14 protein-coding genes are annotated in these 15,705 nt (G+C 43.6%); 8 read left to right on the forward strand and 6 right to left on the reverse strand.

What is annotated here, in order from left to right; all coding sequences use genetic code 11:
• The first annotated feature begins 111 nt into the window (after positions 1-111).
• Entirely contained in the window at positions 112-675 is a 564-nt protein-coding gene (locus tag WC615_RS06320; protein WP_372977273.1) for a hypothetical protein, read from the forward strand.
• Here WC615_RS06320 and rsmA read toward each other — a convergent pair whose 3' ends face one another.
• Positions 676-1,455, reverse strand: coding sequence for a 16S rRNA (adenine(1518)-N(6)/adenine(1519)-N(6))-dimethyltransferase RsmA (rsmA, locus tag WC615_RS06325; protein ID WP_372977274.1), 780 nt, complete (start codon positions 1,453-1,455; stop codon positions 676-678).
• A gap of 165 nt (positions 1,456-1,620) precedes the next feature.
• Between rsmA and pdxA the strand changes: the two genes are divergently transcribed.
• From pdxA to WC615_RS06340, 3 genes are all read left to right on the forward strand, one after another.
• Positions 1,621-2,676 (forward strand): 4-hydroxythreonine-4-phosphate dehydrogenase PdxA, encoded by a 1,056-nt coding sequence (gene pdxA / locus WC615_RS06330; protein ID WP_372977275.1) that lies wholly within the window; start codon positions 1,621-1,623, stop codon positions 2,674-2,676.
• Between the two features lie 81 nt (positions 2,677-2,757).
• The gene (locus tag WC615_RS06335) at positions 2,758-3,942 is read left to right on the forward strand and encodes a DUF5009 domain-containing protein (protein WP_372977276.1); all 1,185 of its coding nucleotides are present in this window, start codon (positions 2,758-2,760) and stop codon (positions 3,940-3,942) included.
• 436 nt (positions 3,943-4,378) lie between these two features.
• Positions 4,379-4,867 (forward strand): cupin domain-containing protein, encoded by a 489-nt coding sequence (locus tag WC615_RS06340; RefSeq protein WP_372977277.1) that lies wholly within the window; start codon positions 4,379-4,381, stop codon positions 4,865-4,867.
• 361 nt (positions 4,868-5,228) lie between these two features.
• On the opposite strand, the gene WC615_RS06345 is transcribed toward WC615_RS06340, so the two are convergent.
• Both WC615_RS06345 and WC615_RS06350 read right to left on the reverse strand, forming a co-directional pair.
• Complete coding sequence (locus tag WC615_RS06345; protein ID WP_372977278.1) at positions 5,229-5,747, reverse strand: hypothetical protein; 519 nt, start codon at positions 5,745-5,747, stop codon at positions 5,229-5,231.
• A gap of 221 nt (positions 5,748-5,968) precedes the next feature.
• Positions 5,969-6,904, reverse strand: a complete 936-nt coding sequence (locus WC615_RS06350; protein WP_372977279.1) for a LysR substrate-binding domain-containing protein — start codon at positions 6,902-6,904, stop codon at positions 5,969-5,971.
• Between the two features lie 91 nt (positions 6,905-6,995).
• Here WC615_RS06350 and WC615_RS06355 point away from each other — a divergent pair, with 91 nt between their 5' ends.
• Complete coding sequence (locus tag WC615_RS06355) at positions 6,996-8,486, forward strand: catalase (protein WP_372977280.1); 1,491 nt, start codon at positions 6,996-6,998, stop codon at positions 8,484-8,486.
• 349 nt (positions 8,487-8,835) lie between these two features.
• Here WC615_RS06355 and glmS read toward each other — a convergent pair whose 3' ends face one another.
• The 3 genes from glmS to WC615_RS06370 all read right to left on the reverse strand — a co-directional run bounded on the left by glmS (position 8,836) and on the right by WC615_RS06370 (position 13,021).
• Complete coding sequence (gene glmS, locus WC615_RS06360; protein ID WP_372977281.1) at positions 8,836-10,671, reverse strand: glutamine--fructose-6-phosphate transaminase (isomerizing); 1,836 nt, start codon at positions 10,669-10,671, stop codon at positions 8,836-8,838.
• Positions 10,672-10,810: 139 nt separating this feature from the next.
• Positions 10,811-12,181 carry a DUF4270 domain-containing protein gene (locus tag WC615_RS06365; RefSeq protein WP_372977282.1) on the reverse strand — a complete coding sequence of 457 codons (1,371 nt, stop codon included), beginning with the start codon at positions 12,179-12,181 and terminating at the stop codon, positions 10,811-10,813.
• Between the two features lie 15 nt (positions 12,182-12,196).
• Positions 12,197-13,021 carry a glycogen/starch synthase gene (locus WC615_RS06370; RefSeq protein ID WP_372977283.1) on the reverse strand — a complete coding sequence of 275 codons (825 nt, stop codon included), beginning with the start codon at positions 13,019-13,021 and terminating at the stop codon, positions 12,197-12,199.
• A 154-nt stretch (positions 13,022-13,175) separates the two neighbouring features.
• Between WC615_RS06370 and panC the strand changes: the two genes are divergently transcribed.
• The 3 genes from panC to WC615_RS06385 all read left to right on the forward strand — a co-directional run bounded on the left by panC (position 13,176) and on the right by WC615_RS06385 (position 15,462).
• Entirely contained in the window at positions 13,176-14,006 is an 831-nt protein-coding gene (panC, locus tag WC615_RS06375) for a pantoate--beta-alanine ligase (protein ID WP_372977284.1), read from the forward strand.
• A gap of 88 nt (positions 14,007-14,094) precedes the next feature.
• Positions 14,095-14,445, forward strand: coding sequence for an aspartate 1-decarboxylase (gene panD / locus WC615_RS06380; RefSeq protein WP_067059946.1), 351 nt, complete (start codon positions 14,095-14,097; stop codon positions 14,443-14,445).
• A 27-nt stretch (positions 14,446-14,472) separates the two neighbouring features.
• Positions 14,473-15,462, forward strand: coding sequence for a TonB family protein (locus WC615_RS06385; RefSeq protein WP_372977285.1), 990 nt, complete (start codon positions 14,473-14,475; stop codon positions 15,460-15,462).
• Positions 15,463-15,705: the final 243 nt, after the last annotated feature.

The following is a 15,705-nucleotide window of genomic DNA, read 5'->3' on the forward strand; positions in this document are numbered from 1 at the left end:
ACTTTAAAATATGACATCAAGGCAGTAATAACCCTCTTCTTTGGAGAGAATAGGATAAGGCTCAAAACTGGCACGTAAATAGCATATATCTATTATATAATAAATTCACCGATGATCATTCCATTTAAAAAAGCACGTACAGATATAAAAAAATATGTAGATACGCTATCGCACGATGGCTTCAGGCACATATTTGACAATATAGACCAGCTCGGCATCAAAAAGGGCGTTGATAAGCATGGCCTGGATAAATTCATCAACCAATGTGCGTACATGGCTGCAGGCTCAGGTGCTATTGCAGGCAGCGGCGGCATCATGACCATGCTGGTAGGTATGCCTGTTGATTTTATTAACCTGATAACCCAACAGTTTAGGGTTACTATGGCCATTATGTATTATACTAAAGGCAACTACAGGATAGGTTTTGATGAATTTATGGTACTTGTTGCCACATCTTTTAAAGTAGAAGCGGGCATAGCCGTAACCAAAACCATGATGGAGGGCATTGCCGAAAAACTATTGCTGGCCTTTGGCGTACGCGCTGCCGAGCGTTTAGTGCCGGTTGTAGGTGCTGTAATTGGTGGTACAGCAAATTACCTGTTTGTAAAACGCATGGCCTTAAAGGTTAAAGAAATGAAAGGCGCAGATAAGGTTGTGGTAATACCGATAGATTAATTAACGGGCTTCCGCAATCTCATTGGTCAACTTTACAAAATCGGCTACGCTTAGGCGTTCGGCGCGCAGGTCGAGGGTTTTGTTATCTACCATCTTCTCTTTGTTTATTAAAGATGACACCGCGTTGCGCAATGTTTTACGGCGCTGGTTAAAACCGGCTTTTACAACCTGCCAAAACAGTTTTTCGTCGCAACCAAGGTCGGCAGTGGCGTTGCGGGTTAGCCGGATAACGGCAGAAAGCACCTTTGGCGGCGGATTAAACACACCAGCTTTTACCGTAAATAAGTATTCAACTTTATAATAAGCCTGTAAAAACACGCTCAGGATGCCGTACTCCTTGCTGCCAGGTTTTGATGCACAGCGCTCGGCAACTTCTTTCTGGAACATGCCTACCACTTCGTGTACCTGGTCGCGGTGATCCAATATCTTAAAAAGTATTTGAGAGGAGATATTATAAGGGAAGTTACCAATAACGGCCATCTGGCTTTCAAATTTTGCTTTAAAATCCAGCTCTAAAAAATCGGCATTGATCAGCCTTTCGCCCAGTTTGGGATATTTCTTTTTCAGGAACGTGTACGATTCAGTATCAATATCTATCAAAAAGGTTTCGTACTCGGCTTTTTGCAGCAAAAAATCAGACAGGATACCCATACCCGGGCCAACTTCAAGTACCTGCTTATATCTGCCCTCGGGGCGCAGACTGTCCACAATTTTCGAGGCAATATTTTTATCAGTAAGAAAGTGCTGCCCTAAATGTTTTTTTGCTCTTACTAATGTCATTATCCGTTTTTATTTGAGCAAATTAAGGCATATTTGTGCTTTAATCAGAATTTATAAACTTAAAATCTTTTTATTTGCATGTTGGGCGACGGGCTAAAGGCTTAAAGCACAAAGCAAAATACGTAACCGGCGGTATAAAAAACCACCGGCGAAATCATAATAATCATGAGCGACAAACCTAAAATAGGAATAAGTATTGGCGATGTTAACGGGATAGGGTTAGAGATAATCATCAAAACCCTGGCCGATGCTAAAATATACGATTACTGTACTCCAATTGTTTACGGGCATACCAAAGTAGCTTCATTCCACCGCCGGGCTACCCATATCAACGAGTTTAATTTTAATGTGGTAGATAGTGCCGCCGCTGCGCAGCACCGCAAACCCAACATGATAAACTGCTGGGAAGAAGATGTGAAAATTGAACCCGGCCAGGTAACTGCAGAGGGTGGCAAATACGCCTACATTTCGCTGCAACGCGCAACAGACGACCTGCTTGCCGGTAATATAGATGGCCTGGTAACAGCGCCTATCAATAAAGACAATATCCAAAACGAGGAGTTTAACTTCCCCGGGCATACCGAATACCTGCAGCATCGCGACAGCAAAGATGAATCACTGATGTTTTTGGTGAGCGATACCCTGCGTGTTGGCGTGGTAACCGGCCATATCCCGGTGTCAAAGATCGCGGAAAGCATCACCACTGATAAAATAATACAGAAGTTAAAGCTGATGAACGCCAGCTTGCAGGATGATTTCTGGATCCGCAAACCAAAAATTGCTGTATTGGGCTTAAACCCTCATGCCAGCGATAACGGCCTGATAGGCAGCGAAGAAAAAGATACCATTATACCGGCTATTGAAGAGGCCCGCAATAACGATGTGCTTGCTTTTGGCCCTTACGCTGCTGATGGCTTTTTTGCCAATGGCACATACCTGCAATTTGATGCCGTACTGGCCATGTACCACGACCAGGGACTGATCCCATTCAAACAAATAGCGTTTGAATCGGGCGTGAACTATACCGCCGGTCTAAGCTTTGTGCGTACCTCGCCAGATCATGGCACCGCTTATGACATTGCAGGTAAAAACATGGCTTCGGAAGTTTCCTTCCGCGAGGCCTTATTTACCGCTTTACATATTATAAAACACAGAAGAGAAACTGCCGAGCTAAACGAAAACCCCTTAGTGTTTGCCAAATTAAGTCGCGATAGAGACTAATAAAGCCGTTGCTCAGATACTGTTTTAAATTTATTACCGTTAGATTAAAACATTTATCTATAAAAATCATTTTCCTGTTTAATGAGTAATTTAATTAACCGCATCAGGTCAATTGATGCGTTTCGTGCAGTTACCATGTTCCTGATGATCTTTGTGAATGATCTGGATGGCGTGCCAAATACCCCTCAGTGGCTTAAACATGCAGGAATTAATGCCGATGCTTTAGGACTTGCCGATACCATATTCCCTGCCTTCCTGTTTATAGTAGGCTTATCAATACCGTATGCCTTTAAAAAACGGCTGCATAACGAGAACGCGCATATACCCATGCGCATCATCACACGGTCGTTCGCGCTTATATTTATCGGGTTTTTCCATGCCAACATGGAAACCTATAACGACCCGGCCACCCTTTTGCCGCAACCCGTTTGGGAAAGCCTGGCCACCTTCAGTTTCTTCTTTATATTTTTAGATTACAGCAAAGTACAGTCAAAAACCACGCGATACCTGCTTCAGGGCTTTGGCATCCTGCTACTGGCCACCATGTGCATACTGTATAAAAGCACCGACCCTAACCACCCGTGGCTGCATTTAACCTGGTGGGGCATACTGGGGCTTATAGGCTGGTCGTACCTGGTGTGTGCGTTTATTTATTATTACAGTAACGGGGTGCTTTGGGTGCAGGCTGCCGCCTGGATCTTCTTTATGTTCTTTAATATCGATTTCCATTTTGGAATGCTCAACTTTTTAAGCGGCATCCAAAAATATATGTGGATAGCCGGCAACGGTGCCATGCAGGCCTTTACTATGGCAGGCGTTTTTGTATCGGTGCTTTACATGCGGCTTGCCGCAAATAAGGAAATTAAAATGCTGTGGGTTGCTATGCTGCTGATGGCCGTAATATTGTTTAACCTTGGCTTTATCGTCCGTTATTTTAGCGGTGGGATAAGTAAAGCGCGCGATACCCCTTCATGGGTGCTTATTTGTACCGGTATAAGTTTGGTGGTATATGCTTTCTTTATTTTTCTGGTAGATGTAAAGCACAAATTCCATTGGTTTAAGGTGATAGAACCCGCGGGCACCAACACTTTTACCTGCTACCTGCTGCCTTTTTTGTTTTACCCACTTTACCAAATGACCGATCTTGGCTACCCCGAATACTTTAACCAGGGCACCGGCGGGCTTATTAAATGCGTCATATTTTCGTTTGTAATGGTTTGGTTAACCGGCTTGCTGCAAAAAATTCACATCAGGCTGAAGATATAAGCTTGTTCCATTTTTGAAACGGGACAAACGGGACGGAGTTAACCATCTTAAAATCAGGCACTTAATACTGACACAATCGTGTCAGTAGTTAAACAAAAACTTTTTCATTTCGGCTATAAATCCTCATGTTCAGGAGCTTATTGTTCTGGCTTTTTGTTCCATTTTTTAAAAAAATGAACAAAACGAGACACGGAAAATACCGGTTTTTTTCGCCTTTTTTCGCCCCTGGTTCGGCCTTTTTGGGCCGCATGCCTATGGTAAAAGGAAAATGTTCGTCTTTTTTAAGTTATTGATTATTAATATTTTGAGATTTTATGCATGTTCCATTTATTCTGTAATGGAACAAAATGGGACGCACTGTTTTACAGTTTACCATCGGGTTTATAAGTGCAAACAATAATTTTATATCTTGCCGCAGTAACTTCAATAACCTGCTATGCCCGAAACCGCCCAATACTGGATAGATCACTTAAACCTGCTGCCGCACCCCGAGGGAGGGTACTACAAAGAAGTTTTCCGGTCGGAAAATGAGGTTACCCGGGCCGGGGCTACAACAGTGAAACAGGCCTGCACATCCATTTACTATTTGCTGGAAGGCCTGGACTTTTCGGGTTTCCACCGCCTGGCGTCAGACGAGTTGTGGTACTTTCACAAAGGCGCGCCGCTGCACATCCATGTTATTGACCATGAAGGAACACATACCACCATCGAACTGAGCGACAGCAGCACCGGCAGCCTGCAAGCGGCTATCCCGCCCAATACCTGGTTCGCGGCCCAAATATCATCAGCCACCGGCTTTGCCCTGATGAGCTGTGCCGTTGCCCCCGGTTTTGATTTCGCCGAGTTCGAGATGGCTAAGAAGGATGACCTGCTGGAGCAATACCCGCAGCATGCGGATTTTTTAGAGAGGTTGTGCAGGGAATAAATTACTAGTAAAGGTTCTGTTGTGGGCTTCGGTTCCGGTAGCCCCGTTTTTTGCTCATACGGTACAGGCCTTAGGCGCGATGGCCGGTATCCGCTGCACCCGGGTTTAGGTATTTTCGCCCGTGGTCAATAATTCCCTCCCCCGGGAGGGGTGCGGTTGGCATAGGGTGAAGGCAGGGAGGGGTTTGTACGATTTGTTAACCCCTCCCTGCACCCTCCCGTTGGGAGGGAATCGCACAAAGCCTGTCCTTTATTAGTATCAGCACGAGGAATAGCAGGAAACAGGGCTTTTTATTTTTTTGTCGCCGCAGGCTCTCACACCGTGGACACTGCGATGCTTTGCATATTGGGTTTCGCTGCCTTTACTTCTTTAACAACTCTGCCGACCCTAAAAATGAGTCCTTGTTTTTGGTGACCAGATTAGCAGGTACCCGGCATGACAGCGAATACATTTTGCTTCCAGTTAAAATCATTTGTATAGTCAGCGTGGCTTTTGTGGTGTTTTCAGTGCCGGCAAAGCTATAGGTAGTGTATGTTTTCCATTTGCCTATTGTTATCTCACCGAAGGTATAGTTGGTTTTTTTAGACGCGAACCCCGCCAGCAACTGATCTGCAAACCGCTGGTCGTCCTTCATCGGTGCTAAAGCGGCCGAATCTAGATGGACCACAACATTATAGTCTATCATATTGGCGCTGTAGGCAATACTGTCGGCCTGCTTAAGTGTGTAAATATCAATGCCGTTTTTAGTGTCCTTTAGCGGCTCGGCAGGGAATTTTACTGATATTTTTTCGTCAAGGTTTTTGGTTATCCAGGTGGTTTGAGCATTAGCGGCGGCCGATAAGAACAGCACAAATAGCAGCAGGTAATAATTTTTTTTCATTTGATGTGAACAAGGGTTTGATTGATAGCGCCAAGATAGTATTGTAGCATCAATTTGGTGAAGCTGTTTAGCGATTTATTTTAGTGATAGTACTGTTGCTAATGATGTAGCCAGGCAGAGCCACAAAATAAAAGGAGCAGGCATCGGTAAAATATCAGAAGCTACCGCAGGTAATATAAAGATGGGATGCCAAATTAACCCGGGGATATCATCCGGGCAGGCTATATCTCCATCACCTCTTTTTTCTTTTTAGTACGCAGCCTTTTAGGTACAAAATCAAGTATCTCGTTTTTCAGGGCTTCTATCATCCGGCGCTTTAAAAAGTTGCGGTGCATCACTATGCTTACCTCACGGGCAGGCTCGGGGCTTTTAAAATAGCGTACGCGGTCGCGCTGCTTGTCGCTCATTTCGGCAAGGGCAAGCTCTGGTAAAATGGTAGCGCCGTTATTCATATCAACCATCCGTTTTAGCGTTTCAACGCTGCCGGTATTGTATTCGAAATGCTGAAAGCCTTTGGTGGCTTTGCGCCGCTGGCAAATATTCAGCACCTGTTCGCGCATGCAGTGGCCCTCGTTAAGTACCCATATCTCCTCCATATCAATATCATCGGGGGTAATGGTTTTCTTTTTATAAAGCTTGCTGTTTTTTGAAGCGTAAGCCACAAAGTTCTCGTAAAACACCGGGATCTCCGTAAGGCTGCTTTCATGCAACGGGGTTGATAATATGCCGCAATCAATTGTGCCCAGTTTTAGCTGCTGGATGATCTGCTCGGTGGTTTGCTCCCAAACTATCAGTTTTACGGCCGGGTATTTTTGTATAAAGCCGTTTAATATTTTTGGTAATATATATGGCGATACTGTAGGGATAATACCCACTTTTAATTCGCCGGATAACTCTTTCTGCCTATCGCTGATGATTTCCTTTATCTTTTCACTTTCGGCCAGCAGTACTCTTGCCTGTGCTATAATTTCTTCACCAATTTCGGTAGGGATAACCGGCTGGTGGCTGCGGTCAAAAAGCTTTACCCCAAGCGTGTCTTCCAGTTTTTGTATCTGCATACTAAGGGTGGGCTGCGTTACAAAACATTTGTTGGCCGCGGCTACAAAACTGCGGTAGGTATCAACCGCAATTACATATTCAAGCTGAGTTATAGTCATTATCAATATAATCTATATAAAGATAGTAATTATTGATTTTTTCTATCCATTATTTTTAATCAAGTTTGGAAAAATACAAATCCGAAACGTTATGGTACCCAATAAAAAGCTTACTACTGCATCAGGCAGGCCTTTTGCAGAGAACGAAAATTCTCAGACCATTGGCCCGCGTGGCCCTATCCTGCTTCAGGATTATATACTGCACGAAAAAATGGCTCATTTTAACCGCGAGCGTATCCCCGAGCGTGTAGTACATGCAAAGGGTTCGGGCGCGTATGGTACCCTAACAATTACACATGATATAACTCAATATACCCGTGCAAAAGTATTTAGCCAGATAGGTAAAGAAACCCGCGCGTTTCTGCGGTTCTCTACAGTTGGCGGCGAAAAAGGATCGGCTGATACAGAGCGTGACCCCCGCGGCTTTGCCCTGAAGTTTTATACCGAGGATGGCAACTGGGACCTGGTGGGTAACAACACCCCGGTGTTTTTTATAAAAGACCCTAAAAAGTTCGGCGATTTTATCCATACCCAAAAACGCGACCCATACACCAACTGTAAAAGCCCAACCATGATGTGGGATTTTTGGTCGCTTAACCCCGAGAGCCTGCACCAGGTTACCATTTTGATGAGCGACAGGGGCACACCTTACGGTTACCGCCATATGGATGGATTTGGCAGCCATACTTTCTCGTTCATTAACGCGCAAAACGAACGTTTTTATGTAAAGTTCCATTTTAAAACCCAGCAGGGGATTAAGAACTTTACCGATGAAGAAGCCGGCGAGATGCGTGGTAAAAACCCCGATTTTGCCCAGCATGATCTGTTAACGCATATTGATAACGGCGAGTTCCCGAAATGGGCTGTGAAGATCCAGGTGATGCCGGAAGCCGAAGCCGCAACTTATCATATCAACCCTTTTGACCTGACCAAGGTTTGGCCGCATGCCGATTACCCGCTTATTGATGTGGGTGTTTTAGAGCTTAACGAAAACCCCGATAACTATTTTGCACATGTGGAGCAGGCTGCCTTTGCGCCGGCACACGTTGTAGACGGCATTGGCTACTCGCCAGACAAGATGTTACAGGGGCGCATACTTTCTTACCCCGACGCGCACCGTTACCGCCTTGGGGCTAATTACGAGCAAATACCTGTAAACCGTTGCCCTTTTATGGTGAACAATTACCAACGCGACGGCCAGATGCGTATTGACGGCAATGGCGGTAAAAACCCTAACTACTTCCCAAACAGTTTTGACGATATAGAGGCTGATCAGCATTATAAGGAACCGGCCTGGGATGTAAATGCTCAGGTTGCCGATTGGTATGACCGCAATGCCGAAGACGAGAACGACCACTATACGCAACCGGGGAACCTGTACCGTTTGATGGATGATACCGCTAAGAAAGATCTGATCAAAAACATTGTTAATTCGATGAGTGGAATTGATGGGCCTAAAAAGGACGAGATAACCAACAGGCAGCTTTGCCACTGGTTCCGTGCGGATATTGGGCTGGGTATGGCTATTGCACAAGGCCTGCAGTTAGACCTGAGCGAAGCCATGAAGCAAATGCCGGCTTAAGCGCATTTGGAAATATTACCTACCGGGCCGCCTGCTGATTAGCTGGCGGCTTTTGTTATTTTTTAGGTTTGCGTTTTGTGGCTGTTTTAATGCAGTTGGGCACTTTCTTGCCATTCTTTGTTTTCATTCCCGCTATTTTGTAGCCCGCCCAGCATGGGCCCCTTTTTCCCCGGTTTGCCATAATTTTGGTTTTTTTTGATTGATGTATGGCAAGGATTGTTCCAAAAAACAGATATGGGATTTTAGATAGGAGACGAGAGTCCGGCAAAAAAAATGTGAGATCCGAAACCTTGCGGTCTCAGATCTCACATCTAATATCTCCTCCCGATAACTATCGGGACTGACCTTATTACTCTACCGTTACCGATTTTGCAAGGTTTCGGGGTTGGTCAACATTGCAACCGCGCATTACTGCTATATGGTACGATAACAGCTGCAATGGTATTGTTGCCAGTAATGGCACAAAAGTTTCGCCTGTTAGCGGGATCTCAATTATATAATCGGCCATTGCTTTAACATCGGTATCACCTTCTGATACAATGGCGATAACATGGCCCCCACGGGCTTTTACCTCTTGTATGTTGCTGATAACCTTCTCATACGATGAGTTTTTAGTAGCAATAAATACAACCGGCATATCTGCATCAATTAAAGCGATAGGGCCGTGTTTCATTTCGGCAGCAGGGTAACCTTCTGCGTGTATGTATGATATCTCCTTAAGCTTTAATGCACCTTCAAGCGCAACAGGGAATGAACTGCCACGGCCAAGGAACAGGCAGTTGGTTGAATCTTTAAATCGTTCGGCTATGGCCTTAACCACATCGTTACATTTTAAGGTTTCTTCAACCAGGGCTGGTATCTCATCCAGCTCGGTAAGGTATTCAACAAACTTGCTTTGGGTTATGGTGCCCCTTTGTTGGGCAATGTAAAACGCAATAAGGGTTAGTATGGTAACCTGGGCGGTAAACGCCTTGGTTGATGCAACGCCAATTTCCGGCCCGGCGTGGGTATAAACCCCTGCATGTGTAATACGCGGGATAGATGCGCCTACAACGTTACAAATGCCAAAAATGGTTGCGCCTTTTTCTTTAGCCAGTTCAATGGCTGCCATGGTATCGGCGGTTTCGCCTGATTGCGAAATGGCAATAACCAGGTCTTTTGATGATATGATAGGATTACGATACCTAAACTCTGAAGCATATTCAACCTCAACAGGTACACGTGCATACTCTTCAATTAAATACTCGCCAACCAAACCTGCATGCCATGATGTGCCGCATGCAACGATAATGATACGGTCGATGTTTTTTAGTTTCTCGATATACTCTTTAATACCACCCAGGGTAACAATGCCATGCTCAGGGTCAATACGGCCGCGCAGACAGTCGCGGATAGAGCGGGGTTGCTCGTATATCTCTTTAAGCATAAAGTGGTCGTAGCCGCCTTTTTCAAGCATCTCCAGTTTAAGCTCAAGCTCTTGTATATACGGTGTTTGGATGGTGTTATCGATATGTTTGATCAACAGGTCATCGCGCCTTACATATGCAATCTCGTTATCGTTTAAATAGATAACGTTTTTAGTGTACTCAACAATTGGTGTAGCATCAGATGCAATGAAGTATTCGCCTTTGCCAACGCCTATTACCATAGGGCTGCCTTTGCGTGCAGCTATAAGTTCGTCCGGCTCATCCTCGCTCATAATAACAATGGCGTAAGCACCAACAACGCGGTTTAAAGCAAGCCTTACCGCTTCGCGCAGGCCAAGGCCGGTTACGTCTTTAATCTCTTCAATAAGATGTATCAATACCTCAGTATCGGTATCGCTTTTAAACTCATGTCCTTTTGAGGATAGGGCCTCTTTTAAGATAGCATAGTTTTCAATTATACCGTTATGTATAATAGTGAGTTTACCATCGCCGGAGGTATGCGGATGCGAATTCCGGTCGCTTGGGGCGCCGTGGGTAGCCCAGCGTGTATGGCCCATACCTACAGACCCTGAAACGTCCGCGTCTTTTACATGGTTTTCAAGTTCACTAACTTTTCCGGCCTTTTTAAAAAGTTTTAAGCCATCATTTGCCAGTGCAATACCAGCGCTGTCGTACCCTCTGTACTCAAGCCTGTGAAGTCCTTTTATTACTATTGGATAGGCGTCTCTGAAGCCTATATAACCTACTATGCCGCACATAAATAAATAGAATTTTAATGTAATTAATAGAATTAGATGTGCGACAAAAGTAAGGAGATAAATAGCATTATCAATGCTAAAAACAAGATATAAAAAAAAATACCCCTAATGGGGTATTTTTAAATGCTTTTAAAAAGTTTTATTGGTTTATTTTGGTGTATATAATGTTAAGCTTTACCCGGTAAGGCGAGTTTTTACCTACTATAATTGACCTGTCGGCATAAGTAGATGCGGGGGTAAGGTCAATAGTTGTACCTGTAGGGTTTACAGGTGCAAGGAAAGTACCGTAATCTACAGTTTTGCCGCGTAACAGGTCTTGTAAATAAGCGGTTATTATAAAATGATATTCACCGGTGGCTGCATTATACGCTCCGCCAAAGTTTGATGCCCTTGGGTCGGTTGATGATGCATCTTGTAAGGTAGTGCGCTGGTGTGCAATGTCATACTTGTAAAGCGTTAGCCTTTTGCTTGGTGCAAACGGCGTTGTAGAGCCCGGGTCAACCTTAACGATCAGTTCGGCGCGGTTTAATACAACATTGTCGCTGCCGCCCTCGGATGCAAAGATGCTTTTAACATCGGGTAAGGTTAATTTAGCCCTAAGCCCGGCAAGTCCCTGTAAATAAACAAGCCCTTTAGTTGATGTGTTATCTAATGCAGCCTGCACATTAGCGCTATATGTATGTTTAATTTCGGCAACTTTTCTGCCAAGCGACAAAGAAACTGAAGCGGTATCGGTAGTAGAGCCGTTAATGTTTTTATAATAAATTGTTAACGCCGCCGAATCGAGATTGAAATACATATTACCACCCACACCCGGTGTTTGGTTTTTATCCAGTGAAATATATAAACCATTCATTTGGTTTTCGTAAATCACAGGGTTGCTTAATACTGTTTGAGCAACTAAAAAAAAGTGTTGATTAATAAAACCCGGATCAATAGGGATACGTACCTGTGGTTTAACCTTTATCAGTGTATCGGGGCCACCTTTCACTATGCTTAATATTTTCAGCGTATCATGCGCCCTGGCCAAAAAAGTTTTAGACCCTATTATATCGCTGTAAGATTGAAAATGCTTGGTGTTGTAGTAAGATTTTGTAGCTACAATACGCTCGCTAAGCTGGCGCACATCAATTTTGTAGGTTGATAACAGGGAATCGCCATAGAAACCGTCTGTTGCATAAGGCAGGATCAAACTTGCCGAATCAATGGTGATGGTTCCGGATGGCAAAGTGTAAGCAGTTGCGCCCGGGGTTGACAATATAGCCGCAATGTTAGTTTCGGTTGTGCCAAACTCCGGATCCTTAAAGTAGGATAAAGGCACCCTACTTGATAAGCCGCTGGTTATAACACTGTCTTCTTTAACGGTGGTGGCCAATATGCTGGTATCTGCTATAAGTTTACCGGCAATCGGTGTAGCCGGGTCTAAGCCTATACCATCCTGGGTTTTACAGCTATTCAAAATAAAAAGACTTATTAACAGGGTTAATAAGCCTAATTTGTAAAATTTCATATATAATTTTAAAGCTTATGCAACATCCACCAATTGCTCATTGGTGATTTCTTCGTAAAAATTGTAATAATTTTCGAAATCAGAGGTAGAAACGTATTCTAAAACCGATTTATTGCTGTTTTTAACATTATTTAACACATCTGCATCAATATCGGCGCTGCCCAGTACAATGCCGTCGCTGTAGTGTATAGCACCCGTGTACATTGCTGTGTTGGTGCCATCCTTGTAAACTTCGGTATGTGCTTCGGTCATATCGCCCATTACAGCCTTGCTTGCAAAATCGGCATCCAGCTTCTCTTTAAAATCATTTCCATAAATAGAGTAAACTACTTTTGAATTTTTAAAGGTTGGGTCGTCTTTATATGTTGTTTTTAAATAAGCCGGCACTAAAGCGCTCATCCAGCCATGGCAGTGAATAACATCAGGTGCCCAGCCAAGTTTCTTAACGGTTTCTAAAGCGCCTTTGCAGAAAAATATCATGCGCTCATCATTGTCAGCATAAAATTTACCGTCTTTGTCATTAAACACGTGCTTGCGCTGAAAATACTCTTCATTATCTAAAAAGTAAACCTGCATGCGTGCTGCCGGTATAGAAGCCACCTTAATAATCAGTGGATTATCATTATCGTTAATAATAATGTTCATCCCCGATAAACGGATAACTTCATGTAAACGGTTCCTGCGCTCATTAATGTTCCCGAAACGTGGCATCAAAATGCGAATTTCGAAACCCTTCTCCTGCATGGCTTGCGGAAGCTGGCGGGTTATTTCGGCAATTTTTGTGAGTTCAAGGAAAGGAGACATTTCATGAGTTATGAACAGTAGTTTTGATTTACCCATCACTAATCAGTATTAATAAATGTAAAGAAGTTCAAAAAATTTGAGTGTGCAAATATAAGCATTATTATATGAACTGGCAACCACTTATGCAAGAGGGTTTGGTAGTTTTTAAGTAATTGCACACCTTTACCAAATTTTTGCAACCCTTTTTAGTTTGAAAATATTTACCACACGCCGGCAAATCCGGGAATATCTATCCGCACAAAACCCTGCAACTGTTGGGTTTGTACCTACCATGGGCGCGCTGCATAATGGCCATCTGTCGTTAATTGCGCAGGCAAAGCAGGGCAGCAATATTGTTGTTTGCAGCATTTTTGTTAACCCAACACAGTTTAACGACCCCAAAGACCTGGAAAATTATCCACGCCCCATTGAGGCCGATATAGCCAAGCTGGAGCAGGCCGGTTGTGATGTTTTGTTTAACCCCGCCGTTACAGAAATGTATGACGCAAATGAGCAATGGCATTTAAACATTGGCCCGCTTGAACATCTGCTTGAGGGCGAATTCAGGCCCGGGCATTACCAGGGCGTAACGCAGGTGGTTTACAAACTGCTTGATATTGTTAAGCCCGATACCCTTTACATGGGCCAAAAGGATTACCAGCAAATTATGGTTGTTAACCGCATGATTGAACTGATGGATATGCCCGTAAAAATGGTGATGTGCCCTATTGAGCGGGAGGCCGATGGGCTGGCCATGAGCTCGCGTAATATTCATTTATCGCCTGCCGACAGGCAACACGCGCTTGTGTTGTCAAAAACCCTGAACCGGATAAAAAGCAACTTTGATATTGATAATATACCGCAGCTACAACAGCAGGCAATGGAGATGCTTAAAGCCGAAAATGACGTACAGCCCGAGTATTTTGAAATAGTTGACGGGGAGACCTTATTGCCTGCAGGTAAAGATAGTACAACTATTGTAGCCCTTACTGCCGCCCGTGTTGGCAAAACAAGGCTGATAGATAATGTGTTGATAAAGTAAGCAGTAGATCATGGCACCGTCATGTATATATTACAATGAGGCGATGATGCATAAACTTTACAGATAAAAATATTCCTACCTTTGCACCATGATTATTGAGGTATTAAAATCAAAGCTTCATCGCGTTAAGGTTACACAGGCCGAACTGAACTATGTTGGCAGTATAACCATTGATGAAGACCTTATTGAGGCTGCTAATATCATTCCGAATGAGAAAGTGCAGATTGTTAATAACAACAACGGCGCCCGTTTTGAAACCTATGTTATAAAAGGCGAACGCGGCAGCGGCACTGTATGCCTTAACGGCGCAACCGCAAGGTTGGCGCAGGTTGGCGATATTGTTATCATCATGTCATACGCATATATGGAAGCTGATGAAGCCCGTGCTTATGAGCCCATCCTGATTTTTCCTGACGCAAATAATAAATTAATAAAGTAAATTAGGGGCATCTAAGCCCGTTTGCTAATGCGATCATTTCTTATTGCCGCTTTTTTACTTACATCTTCGGTTTGCTTTGCGCAACGCCAAAACGTTTACTTTTTAAAGGAAGATAACTCCCTTGTAAATAGTAAAGATAGCGCCGATTTTATCCGGATTGTTAGCGAACCCGATTCCGGGACTGTGCTTTTTAATGTAGTGGAATATTATCCTAACGGGAAAAGGAAGCTGATAGGCAAATCAAAAACTATTGACCCTATACGTTTAGAGGGCGCATGCCTTACCTTTTATAATAATGGGAAAAGAAAAGCTACTGGAAACTATGAAGATGGATGGCTTGTTGGTGGCTCTGACGAGTACTATCCAAATGGGCGGTTATTTTTGCATAAAGAGAATGCGATAAAAGAAGTTTTAGACCCGAAGTATAATTTTACGTTTAAAACTGCTTCATTCACTATAGTTGAAGCCTACGATTCATTAGGTACAGTAAAAGTAAAAGAAGGCAACGGTACTTATAGCGGCTATAGCGAAGATGGCATAAACCTGCTTAAGGTAACGGAAGAGGGCCTTATCAATAACGGGAAAAGAACAGGCATTTGGAAAGGTACCGATAAGAATTTTAACGTCACTTTTGAAGAGATTTATGAAGATGGGGAGTTGGTTTCGGGTAAGGCCAGGCATAATGGCATCAGTGCAACTTACGGTAAAACACGTATTGTGTCGCCATTATTTCCCGGCGATGGAGCGGGCTTTAACAAATACCTGGCCCGTACAATAAGATATCCTGCAAAAGAGCGGGAGAATAATATTCAGGGCCGGGTAATAGTATCTTTTATAGTAGAAAAAGATGGGGCATTGACGGGTATAAAGGTTATACGCCCTTTTAGCCCGGGGCTGGATAATGAAGCGATGCACGCTTTAAGGGTGTCTCCTAATTGGATCCCCGGTACTGTTTACGGTTCGGTTGAAAGGATTCCCTACAGTGTACCCATTGCATTTGCTTTAGCGAATGAATAAACAGAGTAGCTAATAATTTGTAACTGATTGTTGTATTTGCCAGGATATCGGAACTTGCTACATTAAATTTAAAAATTTACATTCCAAATCCCTGCAAATTACTATCTTTGCACCCCGACGCTGAGGTCGGGATTTTTCGCCTTTCAGCGCATAGGATTTACGTTAAATGGACTACCCATTTTTAACTTTTGAATTTTAACTTTTTGACTAAAAAAGCCCTATGCCCAGAGACACTTCCATCAA

This window comes from Mucilaginibacter sp. (assembly GCF_041663085.1).
Lineage (GTDB): Bacteria > Bacteroidota > Bacteroidia > Sphingobacteriales > Sphingobacteriaceae > Mucilaginibacter.

What these genes read in the sequence shown, in the direction of transcription:
- WC615_RS06320 (WP_372977273.1), top strand. Translation starts at nt 112, where the DNA reads ATGATCATTCCATTTAAAAAAGCACGTACAGATATAAAAAAATATGTA.
- rsmA (WP_372977274.1), bottom strand. Translation starts at nt 1,455, where the DNA reads ATGACATTAGTAAGAGCAAAAAAACATTTAGGGCAGCACTTTCTTACT.
- pdxA (WP_372977275.1), top strand. Translation starts at nt 1,621, where the DNA reads ATGAGCGACAAACCTAAAATAGGAATAAGTATTGGCGATGTTAACGGG.
- WC615_RS06335 (WP_372977276.1), top strand. Translation starts at nt 2,758, where the DNA reads ATGAGTAATTTAATTAACCGCATCAGGTCAATTGATGCGTTTCGTGCA.
- WC615_RS06340 (WP_372977277.1), top strand. Translation starts at nt 4,379, where the DNA reads ATGCCCGAAACCGCCCAATACTGGATAGATCACTTAAACCTGCTGCCG.
- WC615_RS06345 (WP_372977278.1), bottom strand. Translation starts at nt 5,747, where the DNA reads ATGAAAAAAAATTATTACCTGCTGCTATTTGTGCTGTTCTTATCGGCC.
- WC615_RS06350 (WP_372977279.1), bottom strand. Translation starts at nt 6,904, where the DNA reads ATGACTATAACTCAGCTTGAATATGTAATTGCGGTTGATACCTACCGC.
- WC615_RS06355 (WP_372977280.1), top strand. Translation starts at nt 6,996, where the DNA reads ATGGTACCCAATAAAAAGCTTACTACTGCATCAGGCAGGCCTTTTGCA.
- glmS (WP_372977281.1), bottom strand. Translation starts at nt 10,671, where the DNA reads ATGTGCGGCATAGTAGGTTATATAGGCTTCAGAGACGCCTATCCAATA.
- WC615_RS06365 (WP_372977282.1), bottom strand. Translation starts at nt 12,181, where the DNA reads ATGAAATTTTACAAATTAGGCTTATTAACCCTGTTAATAAGTCTTTTT.
- WC615_RS06370 (WP_372977283.1), bottom strand. Translation starts at nt 13,021, where the DNA reads ATGGGTAAATCAAAACTACTGTTCATAACTCATGAAATGTCTCCTTTC.
- panD (WP_067059946.1), top strand. Translation starts at nt 14,095, where the DNA reads ATGATTATTGAGGTATTAAAATCAAAGCTTCATCGCGTTAAGGTTACA.
- WC615_RS06385 (WP_372977285.1), top strand. Translation starts at nt 14,473, where the DNA reads ATGCGATCATTTCTTATTGCCGCTTTTTTACTTACATCTTCGGTTTGC.